The sequence below is a fragment of the Pseudomonas sp. H1_F01 genome (genome assembly GCF_054681425.1).
Window position 1 is genome coordinate 1,058,483 of sequence record NZ_CP162823.1, and the last position, 17,500, is coordinate 1,075,982.

The 17,500-nt window shown below is 63.1% G+C and carries 13 protein-coding genes; 7 read left to right on the forward strand and 6 right to left on the reverse strand.

Annotation, left to right across the window (positions count from 1 at the left end; translation table 11 throughout):
- Positions 1-45: 45 nt before the first annotated feature.
- The 4 genes from AB4O09_RS04870 (at position 46) to AB4O09_RS04885 (ending at position 8,055) form a co-directional block, all read left to right on the forward strand.
- Positions 46-2,430 (forward strand): hybrid sensor histidine kinase/response regulator, encoded by a 2,385-nt coding sequence (locus AB4O09_RS04870; RefSeq protein WP_038856105.1) that lies wholly within the window; start codon positions 46-48, stop codon positions 2,428-2,430.
- 71 nt (positions 2,431-2,501) lie between these two features.
- On the forward strand, positions 2,502-4,151 hold the full coding sequence (locus tag AB4O09_RS04875) for an acyl-CoA dehydrogenase family protein (RefSeq protein ID WP_038856103.1): 1,650 nt from the start codon (positions 2,502-2,504) through the stop codon (positions 4,149-4,151).
- 1,687 nt (positions 4,152-5,838) lie between these two features.
- On the forward strand, positions 5,839-7,338 hold the full coding sequence (amn, locus tag AB4O09_RS04880) for an AMP nucleosidase (protein WP_161796662.1): 1,500 nt from the start codon (positions 5,839-5,841) through the stop codon (positions 7,336-7,338).
- A gap of 150 nt (positions 7,339-7,488) precedes the next feature.
- On the forward strand, positions 7,489-8,055 hold the full coding sequence (locus AB4O09_RS04885) for a pseudouridine synthase (RefSeq protein WP_161796661.1): 567 nt from the start codon (positions 7,489-7,491) through the stop codon (positions 8,053-8,055).
- Here AB4O09_RS04885 and AB4O09_RS04890 read toward each other — a convergent pair.
- A complete protein-coding gene (locus AB4O09_RS04890) occupies positions 8,050-8,259 on the reverse strand; it encodes a DUF2788 domain-containing protein (protein WP_003185724.1) in 210 nt (69 codons plus the stop codon). The genes AB4O09_RS04885 and AB4O09_RS04890 overlap by 6 nt on opposite strands.
- 199 nt (positions 8,260-8,458) lie before the next feature.
- On the reverse strand, positions 8,459-8,938 hold the full coding sequence (locus AB4O09_RS04895; protein WP_003205850.1) for an Lrp/AsnC family transcriptional regulator: 480 nt from the start codon (positions 8,936-8,938) through the stop codon (positions 8,459-8,461).
- 414 nt (positions 8,939-9,352) lie between these two features.
- Here AB4O09_RS04895 and AB4O09_RS04900 point away from each other — a divergent pair, with 414 nt between their 5' ends.
- Positions 9,353-10,363, forward strand: a complete 1,011-nt coding sequence (locus tag AB4O09_RS04900) for a DUF6515 family protein (protein WP_003205849.1) — start codon at positions 9,353-9,355, stop codon at positions 10,361-10,363.
- Between the two features lie 166 nt (positions 10,364-10,529).
- Here the strand turns inward: AB4O09_RS04900 and AB4O09_RS04905 are convergent, their stop codons facing one another.
- Both AB4O09_RS04905 and AB4O09_RS04910 read right to left on the reverse strand, forming a co-directional pair.
- Positions 10,530-11,423, reverse strand: coding sequence for a cation diffusion facilitator family transporter (locus AB4O09_RS04905; protein ID WP_003205848.1), 894 nt, complete (start codon positions 11,421-11,423; stop codon positions 10,530-10,532).
- Between the two features lie 28 nt (positions 11,424-11,451).
- Positions 11,452-11,871, reverse strand: coding sequence for a hypothetical protein (locus AB4O09_RS04910; RefSeq protein WP_003205846.1), 420 nt, complete (start codon positions 11,869-11,871; stop codon positions 11,452-11,454).
- A 95-nt stretch (positions 11,872-11,966) separates the two neighbouring features.
- Here AB4O09_RS04910 and hrpB point away from each other — a divergent pair, with 95 nt between their 5' ends.
- Positions 11,967-14,483, forward strand: a complete 2,517-nt coding sequence (gene hrpB, locus AB4O09_RS04915; RefSeq protein WP_460107983.1) for an ATP-dependent helicase HrpB — start codon at positions 11,967-11,969, stop codon at positions 14,481-14,483.
- Between the two features lie 129 nt (positions 14,484-14,612).
- Here the strand turns inward: hrpB and AB4O09_RS04920 are convergent, their stop codons facing one another.
- Positions 14,613-15,692, reverse strand: a complete 1,080-nt coding sequence (locus tag AB4O09_RS04920) for an endonuclease/exonuclease/phosphatase family protein (protein WP_003205843.1) — start codon at positions 15,690-15,692, stop codon at positions 14,613-14,615.
- 90 nt (positions 15,693-15,782) lie between these two features.
- Entirely contained in the window at positions 15,783-16,445 is a 663-nt protein-coding gene (locus AB4O09_RS04925; RefSeq protein WP_003205840.1) for a YciC family protein, read from the reverse strand.
- 174 nt (positions 16,446-16,619) lie between these two features.
- Here AB4O09_RS04925 and AB4O09_RS04930 point away from each other — a divergent pair, with 174 nt between their 5' ends.
- Positions 16,620-17,378 (forward strand): DUF2076 domain-containing protein, encoded by a 759-nt coding sequence (locus tag AB4O09_RS04930; RefSeq protein ID WP_003205839.1) that lies wholly within the window; start codon positions 16,620-16,622, stop codon positions 17,376-17,378.
- Positions 17,379-17,500: the final 122 nt, after the last annotated feature.

Here is a 17,500-nt window from a genome sequence, read left to right on the forward strand (position 1 = left end):
TGGGGGGCTTCCTGACTCAACCGGACAGGCCGCGCTGGGGCTTAAATGCGCTATTTGCTGATGTTGTTGCTGTGCTTGTCCCCTTTGGCAAGTGCTCTCGAATTCGATGAATTCACCCAAAACCTGCCCTTGGGCCATGCCCTGCAGGTGTTCGAAGATGCGCGCGGCACGGCCACCATTGACGATGTCCTGGCTCAGGCTGCCGCTGGTGCTTTCAAGCCCCATGACCAAGCTACCCTGAACGCCGGTTACTCGCGATCAGCCTTCTGGTTGAAAATCGACCTGCACTACCGTCCTGCCAATCCGGACGCCCAGCGCACCTGGCTGCTGGAGCTGGCATACCCGCCGCTGGACCACCTCGACTTGTATTTGCCCGATGCGGCGGGGGGCTATCGCCTGGTTCGCCAGACCGGTGATGCGTTGCCGTTCGCCAGCCGCGAGATCCGCCAGAACAACTACCTGTTCAGCCTGGCTTTCAAGCCCGAACAACAGCAGACCCTCTACCTGCGCCTGCAAAGCCAGGGTTCGATCCAGGCGCCGCTGACGCTGTGGTCGAGCACCGCGTATCTCGAACAACAGCCCGTGCGCTTGTATGTGCTGGGGATCATCTATGGCGTGCTGCTGGGGATGCTGGTCTACAACCTGTTCATCTACCTGAGCGTGCGCGATACCAGCTACCTCTATTACATCTTCTACATTGCCTCGTTCGGCCTCTACCAGTTGTCGGTCAACGGCGCCGCCGTGGAGTACTTCTGGCCGGATAACCCCTGGTGGGCCAATGCGGCGACGCCGTTCTTCATCGGCTGCGCGGGCCTGTTTGGCAGCCAGTTCGCCCGCAGTTTCCTGCAAACGGCCCAGCATAGCCGTTGGCTGGACCGCTTGCTGCTGGCGCTGATCGCCTACAGCGCCGTGGTGGTCGGCCTTTCGCTGATGACCAGTTATGCCCTGGCGCTGCGCCTGGCGACGGTGTTGGCGCTGCTGTTCACGGTGGCGATCTTTGCCGCCGGGCTGTTTGCCTGGTGGCGTGGCCTGCGGGTGGCGCGTTATTTCATCATTGCCTGGTCGGCGTTTCTGCTGGGGGGCATCGTCAATACGTTGATGGTGCTCGGTTACCTGCCGAACGTCTTCCTGACCATGTACGCCAGCCAGATCGGCTCGGCCATCGAAGTGGCGCTGTTGTCCCTGGCCCTGGCCGACCGCATCAATGCCATGCGCGAACAGCAGGCCCAGACCCTGTTGGACGCCGGACAGAAACTCGAAGTGCTCAACCAGCAACTGGCCCACGGCAACAAGCTCAAGGATGAATTCCTCGCCACCCTGACCCACGAACTGCGCACGCCGATGAATGGCGTGATCGGTTCCCTTGAGCTGATGGAAACCGTCGAGATGGACGAGGAACTGACCCAGTATCAACAGACCGCCGCCGGTTCGGCGCGGGACATGATGCGCATGGTCAATGGCATGCTCACCCTGACCGAGTTGCAGGCCGGCAAGCTCAAGGTTTATCCGGCACCGTTCAGCCTGCGTGGGGTGGTCGATGCGCTGCAGGTGCAGTTCGGCGCCAATGCCGCGGCCAAGGGCCTGGACTTCAAGGTCGACGTGGCCCCGGGTTTGGCGGACCGGTTGCTCGGCGACAGCGGCAAACTGGCCCAGAGTCTGGAATGCCTGCTGGACAACGCCATCAAGTTCACCCGGGTTGGCGGCCTGGCCCTGCGAGTCAACGGCAGGCCGACGGCGCTTGATCGGCTGGTGCTGTCCTTTGCCGTCATCGACACCGGAATCGGTTTTACCGACCTGGGGGAAGCGACCTTGTACCAGCGCTTCTTCCAACTCGACGGCTCGATGACCCGCGAATACGGCGGCCTCGGCGTGGGGCTGGCTATCTGTCGGCAACTGGTGGAACTGCTGGGCGGACGCCTGACCCACACCTCCGAGCCCGGTCGCGGCAGCCGTTTCCAGTTGGACGTGGAGTTTGACGTGGCCTTGCCAGCGGCGGTCCCGACGCCGTTTTCCTTCGGTGGCCGCCAGGGTTCGCGCCAGCCGCAGGATTGCACGGTGCTACTGGCCGATGACAACAGCATCGATCAGTTGGTCATGCGCGGCATGTTGCTCAAGCTCGGTTATCGGGTGCGCACCGCCGACAGTGGCCGCGCCGCGCTGGATCTGCTGCACGGCGAGCGCTTTGATGCGGTGCTGCTCGATTGCCAGTTGCCGCCGCTGGACGGCGTGTCGCTCTGCTGCCAGATCCACACCTTGTCCGGCTGCGAGGAACTGCCGGTGCTGGTGGTCAGCCCGAACGTGGGGCGCGAGTGCTGTCCTGCGGGCGCGCCGGTCGATTACTTGAACAAGCCAGTGAAGTTCGAGGAGCTACAGGCGATGCTCCAGCGCCGGGTGCTTTGCCCAAGACAGGGTGAAAGCGCCGACATTTAGGCGCATATGACACTTTGTTCGGCCTGGAGGCGGTGCTTAACTGAATCCCTGGCCGATCGAGGAGCCCTGTCATGAACCTGCACCAGTTCGCTGAAACCCACGACGTCACCAATCAGCCGCCGTCCCTGGATGGCGCCAACCTGTACCGCATCGACCTGCCGCTGCAGCAGTGGTCGCAGCGCTTTGGGGCGGGCTGGGCACAGGCGCGGATCGATGCGTATGGGGCGCTGGCCGGCGGGCCGTTGATGGAAGCGGGCTTCCTGGCCAACCAGAACAAACCGGTGTTCTCCAGCCATGACCGTTACGGCCATCGCATCGACCTGGTGGAATTCCATCCGGCTTATCACCAGTTGATGCGCACTGCCGTCGAGCACGGCCTGCCCAGTTTGCCCTGGGCGCACCCGCAACCCGGCGCGCATGTCGCCCGGGCGTCGATGACCTATTTGCATAGTCAGGCCGAAGCCGGCACCGGCTGCCCCCTGACCATGACCTTCGCCAGTGTGCCGGCGCTGCGCTTGCAGCCGGACCTGGCCGAGCACTGGGTGCCCAAGGTGCTGGCCACCGAGTACGACCCGCGCAACGTCGGCATGGCCCACAAGGCCGGCGTGACCCTGGGCATGGCGATGACCGAAAAACAGGGCGGCACCGATGTGCGGGCCAACACCACCAAGGCCTATCCGGTGGGCGCCAGCGGCCCGGGCCAGGCCTATGAGCTGGTTGGGCACAAATGGTTCTGTTCGGCGCCGATGTGCGATGCCTTCCTCACCTTGGCCCAGACCGACAAGGGGCTGACCTGTTTCCTGTTGCCGCGCCATCGCCCCGACGACACCCGCAATCAGTTCTACATCCAGCGGCTGAAGAACAAGCTGGGCAACTGTTCCAACGCCTCCAGCGAAGTCGAGTTCCGTGGCGCACTGGCCTGGATGGTCGGTGAAGAAGGGCGGGGCGTGCCGACGATCATCGAGATGGTAGCCATGACCCGTTTCGATTGCATGGTCGGCTCCAGCGCCCTGATGCGCCAGGCGCTGACCCAGGCCAGCCATCACTGCGCGCACCGCAAGGTCGGTGGCAAGTTGTTGAGTAAACAGCCGCTGATGCAAAACGTCCTGGCTGACCTGGCGCTGGAAAGCGAGTCCGCACTGGCCTTGAGCCTGCGCATGGGCCGGGCGCTGGACCACTTGAATGACGAGCATGAGGCCAAGTTCGCCCGGTTGGTGACGGCAGTGGGTAAGTACTGGATCTGCAAGCGCGCCCCCGCGATGATCAATGAAGCCGCCGAATGCATGGGCGGTGCCGGCTACGTCGAAGACAGCATCCTGCCGCGCCTGTACCGCGAAGCGCCGGTCAATTCGACGTGGGAAGGCTCCGGCAACGTGCAATGCCTGGATGTGCTGCGCGCCTTGTCCAAGGAGCCCGGCATGCTGGAGGTATTGTTCAGCGAACTGGGCGATGGCCACGGGGACAAGCGCCTGGCTGGCCACATCCACCAATTGCACGCCGCGTTCAAGGACACCGACGACATCCAGTACCGCGCCCGGCAATTGACCGAAGACATCGCCGTTGGCCTGCAGGCCAAGCTGTTGCTCGAAGCCGGGAACAGTGAGGTCAGCGATGCCTTCATCGCCAGTCGCCTGGGTTCGGCCGGCCGGGTGTACGGTGCCTTGCCTCGGGGCTTGAATGTCGAGGCGATCGTGACGCGCTCCACCCCACACGGCTTTTAGACACGACACGTACCCTGTGGGAGCGAGCCTGCTCGCGAAGGCATCGGTACATCCAACATTTGTGCTGCCTGGCACACCGCTATCGCGAGCAAGCTCAGCTCCCACAGAACATCCCGGAGTCCATGTGGGAGCAAGGCTTGCCCGCGATGACGGAGGTACATCCAGCATCTGTGGTGCCTGATACACCGCTATCGCGAGCAAGCTCAGCTCCCACAGAGCATCCCGGAGTCCATGTGGGAGCAAGGCTTGCCCGCGATGACGGAGGTACATCCAGCATCTGTGGTGCCTGATACACCGCTATCGCGAGCAAGCTCAGCTCCCACAGAACATCCCAGAGTCCATGTGGGAGCAAGGCTTGCCCGCGATGACGGAGGTACATCCAGCATCTGTGGTGCCTGGTACACCGCTATCGCGAGCAAGCTCAGCTCCCACAGAGCATCCCGGAGTCCATGTGGGAGCAAGGCTTGCCCGCGATGACGGAGGTACATCCAGCATCTGTGGTGACTGATACACCGCTATCGCGAGCAAGCTCAGCTCCCACAGAACATCCCAGAGTCCATGTGGGAGCAAGGCTTGCCCGCGATGACGGAGGTACATCCAGCATCTGTGGTGCCTGATACACCGCTATCGCGAGCAAGCTCAGCTCCCACAGAGCATCCCGGAGTCCATGTGGGAGCAAGGCTTGCCCGCGATGACGGAGGTACATCCAGCATCTGTGGTGACTGATACACCGCTATCGCGAGCAAGCTCAGCTCCCACAGAGCATCCCAGAGTCCATGTGGGAGCAAGGCTTGCCCGCGATGACGGAGGTACATCCAGCATCTGTGGTGCCTGATACACCGCTATCGCGAGCAAGCTCAGCTCCCACAGAACATCCCAGAGTCCATGTGGGAGCAAGGCTTGCCCGCGATGACGGAGGTACATCCAGCATCTGTGGTGACTGATACACCGCTATCGCGAGCAAGCTCAGCTCCCACAGAGCATCCCAGAGTCCATGTGGGAGCAAGGCTTGCCCGCGATGACGGAGGTACATCCAGCATCTGTGGTGCCTGATACACCGCTATCGCGAGCAAGCTCAGCTCCCACAGAACATCCCGGAGTCCATGTGGGAGCAAGGCTTGCCCGCGATGACGGAGGTACATCCAGCATCTGTGGTGCCTGATACACCGCTATCGCGAGCAAGCTCAGCTCCCACAGAACATCCCAGAGTCCATGTGGGAGCAAGGCTTGCCCGCGATGACGGAGGTACATCCAGCATCTGTGGTGACTGATACACCGCTATCGCGAGCAAGCTCAGCTCCCACAGAACATCCCAGAGTCCATGTGGGAGCAAGGCTTGCCCGCGATGACGGAGGTACATCCAGCATCTGTGGTGACTGATACACCGCTATCGCGAGCAAGCCCAGCTCCCACAGAGCATCCCAGAGTCCATGTGGGAGCAAGGCTTGCCCGCGATGACGGAGGTACATCCAGCATCTGTGGTGCCTGATACACCGCTATCGCGAGCAAGCTCAGCTCCCACAGAACATCCCAGAGTCCATGTGGGAGCAAGGCTTGCCCGCGATGACGGAGGTACATCCAGCATCTGTGGTGCCTGATACACCGCTATCGCGAGCAAGCTCGCTCCCGCAGGGAATCGATCGAGTCCACTACGCCACTGTTCCCGTCGGGCGGCGATGCAGGCAAGATGAAGGCCTGCAAGTCAGAACACAGGAAGCTGATCGTGACCGAAGCGTTTATTGTCGTTCAAACCGCCGAACAAGCCGTGGATCGTCTGGCGGCCCTGCACGAGCGTGCGACCACCGCGTTGAACCAGGCGCTGATGCGTTATCTCAAGGACCGCGTCGAGCCGGATGCCGAACAGCGTGCGTTGTTTCGCTATCCGGCCTTGCGGCTGACTTATCACTGCCACGGCGAAGTCCCGCAAACCACGCGAGCCTATGCCAAGGTCCAGTTGCCCGGCACCTACAGCGTCACCGTCACCCATCCCGCCGCCTTCCGTAAGTACCTGCTGGAACAGCTGGTCCCGCTGATGCACGACTTTACCGTCACCGTGGAAGTGGGCGTCAGCGAGCAGAACATTCCGTACCCGTACGTGGTGGAGCAGGGCGACGAACTGGCCGGCTCCGGCGTGACCGCCGCCGTGCTGGCGCGGGTGTTCCCCAGCACCGACCTGTCGGCGGCCACCGATGGCATTGCCGACGGCCTCTATGATTGGGAAAACACCGACCCACTGCCCTTGGCGCTGTTCGACGCCGCGCGGGTGGATTTTTCCCTGCGCCGGCTGGTGCACTACACCGGCAGCGACTGGCGCCATGTGCAGCCGTGGATCCTGTTGACCAACTATCACCGCTATGTCGACCAGTTCATCGTCCATGGCCTGGAGCAACTGCGCAGCGACCCGCGCTTTGTGCGCATGGTCTTGCCGGGCAACGTGATCATCGACAAGAACATGGAGCACAGCGAAGCATCGGCCATCGCCGCCGGTGTGGTCTGGCACCGCTACCAGATGCCGGCCTATCACCTGCAGACCAATGATGGCCATGGCGTGACCCTGGTGAACATCGGCGTCGGCCCTTCCAACGCCAAGAACATCACCGACCACCTGGCCGTGCTGCGCCCGCATTGCTGGCTGATGATCGGCCACTGCGGCGGGCTGCGGCAGTCCCAGACCATCGGTGACTACGTGCTGGCCCACGCCTACATGCGCCGCGATGGCATTCTCGATCGGGTGGTGCCGCCGAACATTCCGATTCCGGCCCTGGCCGAAGTGCAGATGGCGCTTCAACAGGCCGCGGCGAACATCACCGGCGAAAAGGGCGACGAGCTGAAAAAACGCCTGCGCACCGGTACCGTGCTGACTTATGACGACCGCAACTGGGAACTGCGCTGGGCCCAGGAGCGTCCGCTGATCAACCTGTCCCGCGCGGTGGCGGTGGACATGGAAAGCGGCACCATCGCCGCCCAGGGTTATCGCCTGCGGGTGCCTTACGGCACGTTGCTTTGTGTCTCGGACAAACCGTTGCACAGCGAAATCAAGCTGCCGGGCTCGGCCAACGCGTTCTATGAGCGAGCGGTCAACCAGCACCTGAAGATCGGCATCGAGGCGTTGGACCTGTTGCGCACCGAACTCAACTCGTTGCATTCGCGCAAGCTGCGCAGCTTCGACGAGCCGCCGTTCCGCTGATGCCCCGTTGAAGGGGGTGGTGGTTATTTAACGGTCGGGCCACTAGCATGGTGGGCCCGAACGTTAAATGTTGTATTCGCCATGCCCCGTCCTCCACGCCCTGCTTCCCGTCGCCCTGGCGCGAAGCTTCCAGCCTCCGCCCCGCGCCGTATGGCCAAGGCCCCGCCGGCCGAGCCGAAGCTGATCCTGTTCAATAAACCCTTCGATGTACTGACGCAATTCAGTGACGGTGAGGGGCGGGCGACGCTCAAGGATTTTATCGACGTACCGGGCATCTACCCGGCCGGACGACTGGACCGCGACAGCGAAGGCTTGCTGTTGCTGACCAACGATGGGCAGTTGCAGGCGCGGATTGCCGACCCCAAGCACAAGCTGGCCAAGACCTATTGGGTGCAGGTGGAGGGCGAGCCGAGTGCCGAACAGTTGCAGCGATTGCGCGATGGGGTGGAGTTGAACGACGGCATGACCCTGCCGGCCGAGGCGCGCTCATTGGATGAGCCGCAATTGTGGCCGCGCAACCCGCCGGTACGTTTTCGTAAAAGCGTGCCCACAAGCTGGGTGGAGCTGGTGATACGCGAGGGGCGCAATCGCCAGGTACGACGCATGACCGCCGCCGTGGGTTTGCCGACATTGCGCCTGGTGCGGGTCAGGATCGGCGACTGGACGATCGAAGGGCTCGATCAGGGCCAGTGGAAGGAAGTGCCAGCGCGCTTATAACGCTCCGGACTCGATCAGGCCGATCACCACGCTCTTGATGACGAACGCGGCCACACCGAGGCCCAGCACGAAAAACAGGATGAACGAGCCGAAACGTCCGGCCTTGGACTTCTTCGCCAAGTCCCAGACGATGAAACCCATGAAAATGATCAGGATGCTGACCAGGCCGGTCATCATCCACTCTTCGAAAACAGCAGGATCCATCAGGACACTCCGGCGTGGGCGGGGTTGAAAAGGCGCGGCGAGTATAAGGCATGGGGCGCGGGCGCGGGATTGGCCTGCGGCGGTGTGTCGCAGCTATTCATCGGCTGGGCTGACGCCATCGCGAGCAGGCTCGCTCCCACAGTGGATCTGTGTCAGGGCGCAATTCCTTGTGGGAGCGAGCTTGCTCGCGATGGGGGTTTCAGTTACGCAGGTGAGTCAACGGCAGTTCGGTGCTGTTGAGTACCTGGTTCAGCACAAAACTCGAACGCACGCTGGTGACGCCGTCGATCCGGGTCAGGTGCCCCAGCAGCAGTTTCTGGTAGTGGTCCATGTCCGGCACCACCACCTTGAGCTGGTAGTCCGCGTCCATCCCGGTCACCAGGCTGCACTCCAGTACTTGCGGCAAGTTACGGATGGCGGCTTCGAAGTTCTCGAAACGCTCGGGGGTGTGGCGGTCCATGCCGATCAGCACATAAGCCGTCAGGCTCAGGCCCAGCAGCTTGCGGTCGAGCAGGGCGACCTGGCGGGTGATGTAGCCGTCATCCTCCAACTGCTTGACCCGTCGCGAGCAGGGGGAGGGCGACAGGCCGATGCGTTCGGCCAGTTCCTGGTTGGAGATGCGCGCGTCGCGCTGCAATTCCGCCAGAATGCTCAGGTCGTAACGGTCGAGTTTGCTCATCGGTCGGGCCTTTATCTTGATAATTGCGGCAGATTATCTATCCGAGGTTAAAAATTGCGCAAGTGGTGTTTATTTCCGCAATCTTCGCAATCATCTGTCGGCACCTCAGGTTTACTCTTATCACCAAGATCACTGCTCGGACAAACAGTCCAGTGCAGCCCGCCCAATCAGGCCGGCTGCGGTCGCAGTACCCACCGGTACTGGCAGACCCCCGAGCTGCACACTGTCCAGAAGACGGCGTGAGGTGAGCCGACGTCATAAGCGTCGAGCACGGACGAAATTCTCAAGGGGAGGCCGACGGGCCTCCCTTTTTTAATGCCTGCGAAATAAACCCCGTGGCTGATAACCTATCGCAGAACCGGCCTGGGCTTTTCCAGTCTTACTATCAGGCCCTGAACCGTTGTGAGGAATTTCATGAAGTCGCGCATCTGGCGTTTGGCAGGTGTTGGTCTGTTGTGGGCAAGTGTCAGTGCGCAGGGAATGGCCGACGATCAGCAAAACCGTGGCGGCCCCGACGGCGGTCGTGGTCAGGACGGACGCGGCGGCAACGGCCAGGGTTACTCGGGCCAGCCGCGGCCGCAGAGCAACGAAATCATTCGGGGCGACAACAGTCGTCAGTTCGAGGTCAAGCCACAGCCGCAATACCAGGGCGGCCAGCGCTATGATCGTGGCCCCCAAGACCCCAACGACCATGGTCGTCCGCAGCCGCAACCCGGCAACAACCTGCCGATCCAGGGCCGGCCCGACAGCGTGACCCAGACCCGCGAACCGCAACCAGGGTATTACCGCGATGTCCCGCGTCGCAACGACGGTTATCCAAACGGCGGGCCACGCCCAAGCCACGACAATCGTCCCGAGCAGCATTGGCCCGGTCGACCGGACGGCCATGGCAACGGCTGGGGGCCGGGGCCGCAGTATCGCCCGGGTTACGTGATCGACCGTTTCCCGGATCGCAACTACCGCGTGCCCTATCGCGGCCAGGATTATTTCTACTCGGGCGGCTACTGGTATCGCCCTCAAGGGCCGCGTTACATCGTGGTCGAGCCACCGCGGGGCATCCGTACCCGTTACCTGCCCGATTACGCCAGGGAAGTGTGGATCGGCAGCTCGCTGTTCTTTCTCGCTGCCGGCGCCTATTACATCTACGAAGCCAGCACCCAGGACTACGTCGTGGTCGAGCCGCCCGTGGCCAACCCGCAGCCACAACCGCAAGGCAACAGCTTTGACGTGGTGGCCTACCCGGCTAACGGTCAGTCGCCCGAGCAGGTCAACCAGGATGGCTACGACTGCTATCGCTGGGCGGTGCAGCAGAGCGGTTTCGACCCGCGCAATTACAGTTACCCACCGGCACCGGAAGTGGTGCAGACCTATCGCCAGGCCCAGGGCAGTTGCTTGAGCAGTCGTGGGTATCAGGTGACGTACTGAGATGCGGTAAAGATCGTGCGGACGCTGCTTCTTGTGGCGAGGGGATTTATCCCCGCTGGACTGAAGCAGTCCCAAAGCAGCCGACTCAACTTGTCTGGTGCTCCGAGTCGTGAGGTTTCAGGGCTGCTTCACGCAGCCCAGCGGGGATAAATCCCCTCGCCACAGGTTATGCGCTGACGCTTTTGACCACTTCCGACGGATCGGCATGCACCAGCACTTCGGCCTTCGGATAGGCATGATGGATCGCATCGGCGGCCTGGTCGCTGATGCCGTGGGCCACTGACAGGGTCAGTTCCCCCGGCAACTCCAGGTGCAGTTGCACGAACCAGTGGTTGCCGGAGATCCGCGTACGCAGGTCATGGGCACCGAGCACGCCGGGCACGGCGCAGGCCAGTTCCAGCATGTGCTGGCTGACGTCGGGCGGCAGTTCCTGATCCATCAGCACGGCGAAGCTTTCCCGGGCGATCTGGACGGCGCTCCACAGAATGTAAATGGCGATCCCCAGGCCGAACCAGGCGTCGAGTTGATACCAGCCAAACCCGGCCAGCACCAGCGCCACCAGGATGCTGCCGTTGAGCAACAGGTCGGAGCGATAGTGCAGCGAGTCGGCGCGCACGGCGTTGGAGCCAGTGGCGCGGATGACCCGATGCTGCAACGCCAGCAGCGCCAGGGTCAGCCCCAGGGAAAACACGATCACGCCGACGCTCAGCCAGGGGGCATCGACCGGCACCGGGTTTTTCAGCCGCTCGAAAGCCTGCAAGGCAATCAATACCGCACTGCCGCCGATAAACAGCGCCTGGGCCATGCCGGCCAGGGATTCGGCCTTGCCATGACCGTAGCGATGATCATCGTCGGCGGGGCGCAGCGCGTAATGCACCGCCAGCAGATTGAGCAGCGAGGTGACGCCGTCCAGTGCCGAGTCGGTCAGGCCGGCAAGCATGCTCACCGAGCCACTCAGCCACCAGGCCAGGGCCTTGGCGACGACCAGGGTAAGCGCCACGGCCACTGACGCCCGGGTGGCCAGGCGCAGCAGACGGGCGTGTTCGATGCTGGTGGTCATGGTGCGGTCGTTCCTTGAGCGGCGCCTGTCATGCGGAAGGTTTGAGGCCGAGGGCGGCCAGTTGTTGCGCGCTGCCCTTGTGCTGGATCAGCCGAGGATCGTCCAGCGGGAAGCTGCGGCCCAGTTCGCGTTCCAGGATCGCCTGCAACACGTGGTTATTGACGGTGCCGTCGGGGTTGATGGCTGGCTTGAGTTTCTCTGGTTCGATCTGGACGCTTTTGCCCGGCTCGAAGTAAATGGCACCGGTGGCAAAGTCCACGGCGAACGCGATCAGGCCGGGGATGATGTAGAACAGCAGGCCGACGGCGTCGAGCGCGGCAATCGCCGGGTCGATCTTGCCATCGATCTGGCCGCGACGGTCCGGGTAGAAGATCGAGCCACAGGCGCTGATTTGAGTCAGCAAGGAGGCGACCAGGACGCCACCGATCACGCGAAAGGGAATACGCATAGCAATCTCCTGAACAGGTAAAGGCGTTGCTGGTTGGAGTCCAGACCACGCTAAACAGTTCGCCGTTATACTCGGCCCTCTGTTTTGGAGCCAGCATGATTTCTTTGCCGATTGATGAAGTTTTACCCGCCCTGCGTCAAGCCTTGGCATCGCGCCACGAAGCCGTGCTCGAAGCGCCGCCCGGTGCCGGTAAAACCACCCGTGTTCCCCTGGCCTTGTTGCACGAGCCCTGGCTGGCCGGGCAGACCATCCTGATGCTCGAACCCCGGCGCCTGGCGGCACGGGCGGCGGCCGAGCGGCTGGCCAGTGAACTGGGGGAAAAGGTCGGTGAAACCGTCGGCTACCGGATTCGCCTCGACAGCAAGGTCGGCCCCAAGACCCGCATTGAAGTAGTCACCGAAGGCATCCTCACCCGGCGCTTGCAGGACGACCCGGCGCTGGAAGGCGTGGGGCTGCTGATTTTCGATGAATTCCATGAACGCAGTCTCGACGCCGACCTGGCCCTGGCCCTGAGCCTCAACGGTCGGGAGCTGTTTCGCGAAGACCAGCCACTGAAGATCCTGCTGATGTCCGCCACCCTGGAAGGTGAGCGCCTGGCCGGGTTGCTGGACAACGCGCCGATCCTGCGCAGCGAAGGCCGCATGTTCCCGGTGACGGTGCGTTGGGGCCGGCCGTTCCAGCCCGGCGAGTTCATCGAGCCGCGGTTGGTGCAGGCCGTATTGGATGCACTGGGGGATGAAACCGGCAGCGTCTTGGTGTTCTTGCCCGGGCAGGCCGAGATCCGCCGGGTCCATCAGCAACTGGCCGAGGCCTTGGGCGAGGGTGGCAATGTGTTGCTCTGTCCATTGCACGGCGAACTGGACCTCGCCGCCCAGCGCGCCGCCATCGACCCCGCGCCACTCGGCCAGCGCAAAGTGGTGCTGGCCACCAACATCGCTGAAACCAGCCTGACCATCAATGGCGTGCGGGTGGTGATCGACGCCGGACTGGCCCGGGTGCCGCGTTTCGACCCGGGCAGCGGCATGACCCGACTCGACACCCAGCGCATTTCCCGAGCCAGCGCTACCCAGCGGGCTGGTCGGGCCGGGCGTCTGGAGCCTGGTGTCTGCTATCGATTGTGGTCCGAAGACCAGCATGAACAATTGGCCGCCTACGGCAGCGCGGAGATTCTGTCGGCGGACCTGGCTGGATTGGCCCTGCAGTTGGGACGCTGGGGGGTGACGCCGCAGCAATTGGTCTGGCTCGACATTCCGCCCACCGCTGCGTATGCCCAGGCCCAGGACCTGCTGCAACGCCTGGGCGCGTTGGAAGGCGAGCAACTGACTCGCCATGGTCAGGCCATGGCCGAGCTGCCGGCCCACCCGCGTATCGCTCATCTGCTGTTGCGCGGTCAGGCGCTGGGGCTGGCGGACATGGCCTGCAACGTCGCCGCACTGTTGGGCGAGCGCGATATTCTGCGTGGCGCCGGCGCGGATCTGCACAGTCGCCTGGCCTTGCTGTCCGGCGAAGAACGCGCAGCGCGCGGCGCCCAGGGCGGGGTGCAGCGGGCGCGACAACTGGCCCGGCAATATCGCGGTTACCTGCGAGGTAAAGCCGAAGAAGCCGTGGCCGATCCCGATCATCCGCGCTGGCTTGGTGCGTTGCTGGCGCTGGCCTACCCGGACCGCGTCGCCCAGCAACGCCGGCCCGGCGGCGCCGAATATCGTTTGGCCAACGGCCGTGCGGCGCTGTTTGCCGAGGCTGACAGCCTGATGAAACAAGCGTGGCTGGTGATCGCCGACCTGGGCAGCCGTCAGGGCCAGCGCGAAGAGCGGATCTACCTGGCGACGGATTTCGACCCGGCGCTGTTCGATTCGGTATTGGCCGAACAAGTCCGTGTTGTGGATCAACTGGATTGGGACGAGCGCGAAGGCGTGCTGCGCGCCGAGCGCCAGCGCAAGGTTGGCGAACTGGTGCTCAGCCGTGAACCGCTGACCGGCCTGGATGAGTCGGCCCGTAGCCAGGCCCTGGTGAACCTGGTGCGGCGCAAGGGCCTGGAGTTATTGCCCTGGACCCCGGAACTGCGGCAATGGCAGGCGCGGGTGGCGCTGCTGCGTCGCCTGGACCTGGACGCCAAGGGCGAGAGCGAATGGCCGGATGTCAGCGATGGCGCATTGCTGGGCAGCCTAGAGCATTGGTTGATGCCGTATCTGGGCCGAGTCTCGCGCCTCAGCCATTTTGCCAACCTGGATTTGTCGAGCATCGTTCACAACCTGTTGCCCTGGCCCCTGCCGCAACGCTTGGATGAATTGGCGCCGCACCATTTGAGCGTGCCCTCGGGGTCGTCGATCCGCCTGGACTACAGCGAGCATCCGCCGATCCTGGCGGTGCGCTTGCAGGAGCTCTTCGGCCTGGCCGACACCCCGCGCATCGCTGGCGGGCGCCAGGTGGTCAAGTTGCACCTGCTGTCACCGGCGCGCCGGCCGGTGCAGGTCACCCAGGATCTGGCGAACTTCTGGCGCAGCACCTACGCCGAGGTGAAGAAGGACCTCAAGGGGCGCTATCCCAAGCATTACTGGCCGGACGATCCGCTGGTGGCGGAGGCGACGGCGCGGGTCAAGCCGCGTAAGTGAGCTGAGGATATTCAGGATATGAAATACAAACTCTGTGGGAGCCGAGCTTGCTCGCGATAGCGGTGTGTCAGTCAATGACCGTGCTGCTGATCCACCGCAATCGCGAGCAAGCTCGGCTCCCACAAAGGGCTAAGGCGCTGCCGGCAACAGGAACCGCGCAATCACCGGCAAGTGATCGGAGATACGCAAGGTGTCGTCCTGCCTTACCTGGGCTTCGACCCGTTTGAGGCGCGGACTGTAGAAGAGGTAGTCGACGGTGCGGTCGGGGCCGTTGAGGCCGGGGTCGTTCGGGTAGTGGGTCAGCCAGTGTTCGCGGTCGATACCGCTGGCCTCGTTGTTGGTGGGGATCATCGGGTATTTGTCCCACAGCAGGTGCAGAGGGCTGTCGGCGGAGTAGGGCGTGCGTTGCTCGGCCGGCAGGCGCCGGTACTGGCCCAGGGGCAGCAGGTTGAAGTCGCCGCCGATCAGCCAGGGTGTGCCAGCGGATTCGAATTTATCCAGGGCCTTGGCCACGGCGGTGATTTGTCTGGGCAGGGTTTCGTCCGGCTCGGTGGCCCGTTCCAGGTGGGTGTTGAGCACCGCCAGTTGGCCGCCGCCGCTCAGCGGCAGATAGCTCACCAACAAGGCATTTTTCGGCTGGAACTGACGGCTGATGATGTTGGTGTCGGCCACCGGCAGTTGTACCCGTTCGGCATGGTCGATGCGGTAGCGACTCAGGGTCGCCAGTTGCCGGCCGACGCTGCCGAAGATGTGCGGATCGGGGACGAAATCGGCCTTCCAGTCGAAGGCACTGGTGCCGCACGGATAGAGGTCGGCCAGCCGCTCCTGCAACAGCTTGAGCTGGTCCTGGTAATCGCTGGCCTTGGCGCCCTTGTCCAGTTCCTGGAGCAGCACGACGTCTGGTTGCTCGTCGCGGATGACCCGTGCCACTTCGTCGAGGCTGAAGGCCATGTCTTCCAGGGTCGGGCTTTCATCGTTGCCCTGGGCCAGGTCGTGCCAGAACACGTAGCGTTTGCCGGCGAGGAACTGGACGTTCCAGGTCATCACCTTCAAGGCCTGGCCGGGCGCCAGCGGTGCTGCGTTGGCGGTGCAACTGACCGGCAAGGTTTCCCGGGGCTGTGGCCGCCAGGTCAGGCCGTAGATCGACAGGGCGGCCAGGCTGAGGATCAACAGCAGGCCCAGCAAGGTGTAGCGCAGTAGACGGGTCATGGCTCGGCTTATGGGCGAAACGCGAAAGTGATCCCGAGCATAACCGAGAGCGGTTCTCAAGCCCAAGCCCAGGGCCTTCGCAGTGTGCGATCAGCGGTTGTCAGGCTTGGCTTCGATCAACATGAACATGCGGAACAGCACCACGCTGGTGAACAGCTGCAAGAAGCTGTGGACGCTGTCGATCAGCAGGCTGAGCACAGGGTTCTGAGGCGGTGGATACACCGAGACGCTGACGCCCTTGAGCAGCCACAGCGGGCCCATCACACAGAGAATACACAGCAGGACCCGCCAGAAGTTGCCGCGGGACATGTTCAGGCTTTCCTTCATCGCCGCCAGGGGTGTCAGGCCCCTGAGGACCAACAGGTATTCACTGAAGGCCAGGGTCACCATCAGCCACAGGCCCGGCAGGAAGTACAACGACAGCCCCACCAGGATCAACAGCGTGTTGAGGGCCGTCAGCAAGGCAAAGCGTGGCCACAGGGTGAGGGCCGTTGCGAGCAGGTCACGGGTGCGTGGTGCTTCACCGCGGCTGCGGGCGTCGAGAAACAGGATCAACGCGGCGGTGTACAACGGGTACACCAAGAGCCCGACGATCACGCTGTAGCCGGGGAAACCCTCGGGGCCGACGGCGCTGTCCACGCCTTGCTGCAGCAAGGCCTCGAGTATGACCAGCGGCAGGCACAGCTGGGCGATCCGGCCCAGATGGCGCTTGAAGAAATACAAAGAGTCGCGCAGCACGTCAAACGGATTCATGAGTCGGTATCGCAGTTCAAAAGCGGTCCGACACTTTAACCGATCAAGCGCCCGCACAAGCAAACGTAAACATCAGGTAAAGACCATTGAAACCTTTGCGGCGAGCCCCATTACTGGTGGGCACCGGTCTTCTGGACCGGAATGGTTTCTACCCGGCAATCTAATGAGGTCGCCATGAACAGCGAAGAACAAACCCTGATCGATGGACTGTTTTCACGGCTGCAACAGGCCGAAAAGGATTCAGCCCCGCGCGACGTCCAGGCCGAGGCGCGGATCAAGGAACACCTGGCCAGCCAGCCAGCGGCGGGCTATTTCATGGCCCAGGCGATTCTGGTGCAGGAGGCCGCGATCAAGCGCCTCGATGAACAGAACAAGCAACTCGCCCAGCAGGTCGAGCAATTGCAGGCCGAGCTGCAACGGGCCCGTTCCCAGCCATCGGCACCCAGCGGTGGCGGAGGCTTTCTGTCGAGCATTTTTGGTGGCAGCGCCCGGGATTCACGCCCGGCAAGCACACCGACGTCCAGTGGGGGAGGCTGGCGCGAACCGGCACAGCCGTCCTTCAATGCCCAGCCCCAACAGGGCTTCGGCGCGCCGCCCGGCAATTATGGCGCACCGCAACAGCAGGCCCCGGCTGCGGGCAGCTTCCTCGGCGGCGCCCTGAAAACCGCGGCAGGCGTGGCCGGCGGTGTGATGCTGGCCCAAGGCATCAGCAGCCTGTTCCACAGTAACCAGCAACCCCAGGAAATCGTCGAGGTCATCAAGGAGGAGCCGGCTCAACCGGTCAACGACACCGCCAACAGCGGCGACAACGGTTGGGGCGATGACCAACGGGTGGCCGATAACGACGGCTATGGTAATGACCCGGGCGGTTTCAGCGACGCGGACTACAGCGACGATTCATCTTCCTTCGGCGACGACGACTCCTTCGTCTGACCTGCCATTCGTCCGGGGCGCACAGGCGCCTCGGGGCGATTATTCGCGGAACAATCCTTCGGGCTGGCATACTGGGCGACTTTTCGGCCCAGGTGGTCTGCGTGCGTGTGCATCCAAGAGGA